Origin of the sequence: Nocardioides sp. CPCC 206348 (assembly GCF_048654705.1) — a bacterium.
Taxonomy (GTDB): Bacteria; Actinomycetota; Actinomycetes; order Propionibacteriales; family Nocardioidaceae; genus Nocardioides.
In genome coordinates, this window is sequence record NZ_JBMCZA010000193.1 from 260 (window position 1) to 2,118 (window position 1,859).

2 protein-coding genes are annotated in these 1,859 nt (G+C 70.3%); both read right to left on the minus strand.

Features of this window, described 5'->3' with window-relative positions; translation table 11 throughout:
• On the minus strand, positions 1-1,254 hold a 1,254-nt coding region (locus ACOADB_RS16815), incomplete at its 3' end, for a DEAD/DEAH box helicase (RefSeq protein WP_378600887.1).
• Positions 1,251-1,859 (minus strand): diacylglycerol kinase family protein (locus ACOADB_RS16820; protein WP_378600890.1); only part of this gene is annotated, 609 nt, incomplete at its 5' end. The genes ACOADB_RS16820 and ACOADB_RS16815, both read right to left, overlap by 4 nt.

The window sequence follows — 1,859 nt, forward strand, 5'->3', positions numbered from 1 at the left end:
GATGTCGGCGTGCGTCTCGCCGTTCCACTTGCTCAGCTTCTCCAGGACCACGGTCCGCGCCGGCATGTTGATGCCGAGGGCGAGGGTCTCGGTCGCGAAGACGATCTTGACGAGCCCGCGCAGGTAGAGCTCCTCGACGCACTCCTTGAACGCGGGCAGCATGCCGGCGTGGTGGGACGCCACGCCCCGCGACGCCGCGTCGAGGAAGTCGTCGTAGCCGAGGACCTCGAGGTCGTCGGGGGGCATCGTGCCGAGGGTGCCCTTGACGTAGGCGATCGCCTCGTCGCGCTCGGCGGCCGTGGTGAGGCGGACATTTGCGTCCAGGCACTGCTGGACGGCGGCGTCGCAGCCGGCGCGGCTGAAGATGAAGTCGATGGCGGGCAGCAGGTTCTTGCGCTGCAGCTGTTCCAGGACGTCGAGGCGACCGGGAATCCAGATCCGGCGGCCGTTGCCGACGGGTCGGCTGCCCGGACCGCCGGGCCGCCCGCCCTTGCCGCCGGACTTCGGGGTGCGGTGGCCCTTGAGGCGCGTCGAAGCCCAGTCATCGCGGGCGAGCTTGACCAGCTCCTCGTTGACGGGTGCGCCCTCCCGCACGAAGCCGGCGGCCGCGTCGACGTCGGAGGAGGCGAAGAGGTCGTGGAGCTGCCGCCCGGCCATCACGTGCTGGAACAGGGGAACCGGGCGCCGCTCGGCCACGATGGTCCGCGTCGATCCCCGGACCGTCTCGAGCCACTCGCCGAACTCCTCGGCGTTGGAGACCGTCGCGGAGAGCGACACCACCGACACCGACTCGGGCAGGTGGATGATCACCTCTTCCCAGACCGCGCCCCGGGCGCGGTCGGCGAGGTAGTGCACCTCGTCCATGACCACGAAGCCCAGGCCCACGAGGGTCCGCGAACGGGCGTAGAGCATGTTGCGCAGCACCTCGGTGGTCATCACGACCACGGGCGCTTCGCCGTTGATGGAGGTGTCGCCGGTCAGCAGGCCGACCTGGTCGGCACCGTGCCGGGCGACGAGGTCGTTGTACTTCTGGTTCGACAACGCCTTGATCGGCGTCGTGTAGAAGCACTTGCGGCCGGTCTCGAGCGCGAGGTGGACCGCGAACTCGCCGACCACCGTCTTGCCGGCACCCGTCGGAGCAGCGACCAGGACGCCGTCGCCGTCCTCCACCGCCTTGCAGCCCTCGACCTGGAATTCGTCGAGAGGGAAGGGGAAGGTGCCCGAGAACTGGTCGAACACGGGATGGCTGCTCATGCCCATACCTTGACTGCTCCAGGAACGCACTCGACGGTCAGGGGTAGCGGACCGAACCGTTCGCCGTCGGCGTACCCCACGATCCCGGCGCTCGCGACGGTCACCCGGCGCACCCGGTGCCGCTCGTACTGGGGGTGGTTCACGTGCGTCCCGTTGAAGAGCTTGGGGAACGTCCGGGCCAGTTCGACGCGCCCCATCGGCTTGATCAGGACCACGTCGAGCAGGCCGTCGTCGAGGACCGCACCGTGCGTGATCCGCAGCCCGCCGCCGTACGACGGCCCGTTCCCGACGGCGACCAGCATGGCGTCGACCCGGCGCTCCTCGCCATCGAGGTCGAGGACGTAGTGCAGCGGCTCGAAGACCCTCAGCTCGGCCAGGGTGGCGAGGTTGTAGCGCATCTGGCCCTTGGGCCAGCGCATCCGGTTGGCCCGCTCGTTGGCCACCGAGTCGAACCCGGCGGCGAGCACTCCGCCGAACCAGCGATCACCCACCCGGGCCAGGTCGATCGGCCGCGGGCTGCCGTGGATGATCCGGGCCGCTGCCGCGGCGCCGTCGCGCAGCGGGATGTCGAGGGAGCGGGCGATGTCGTTGCCCGTGCCACCCGG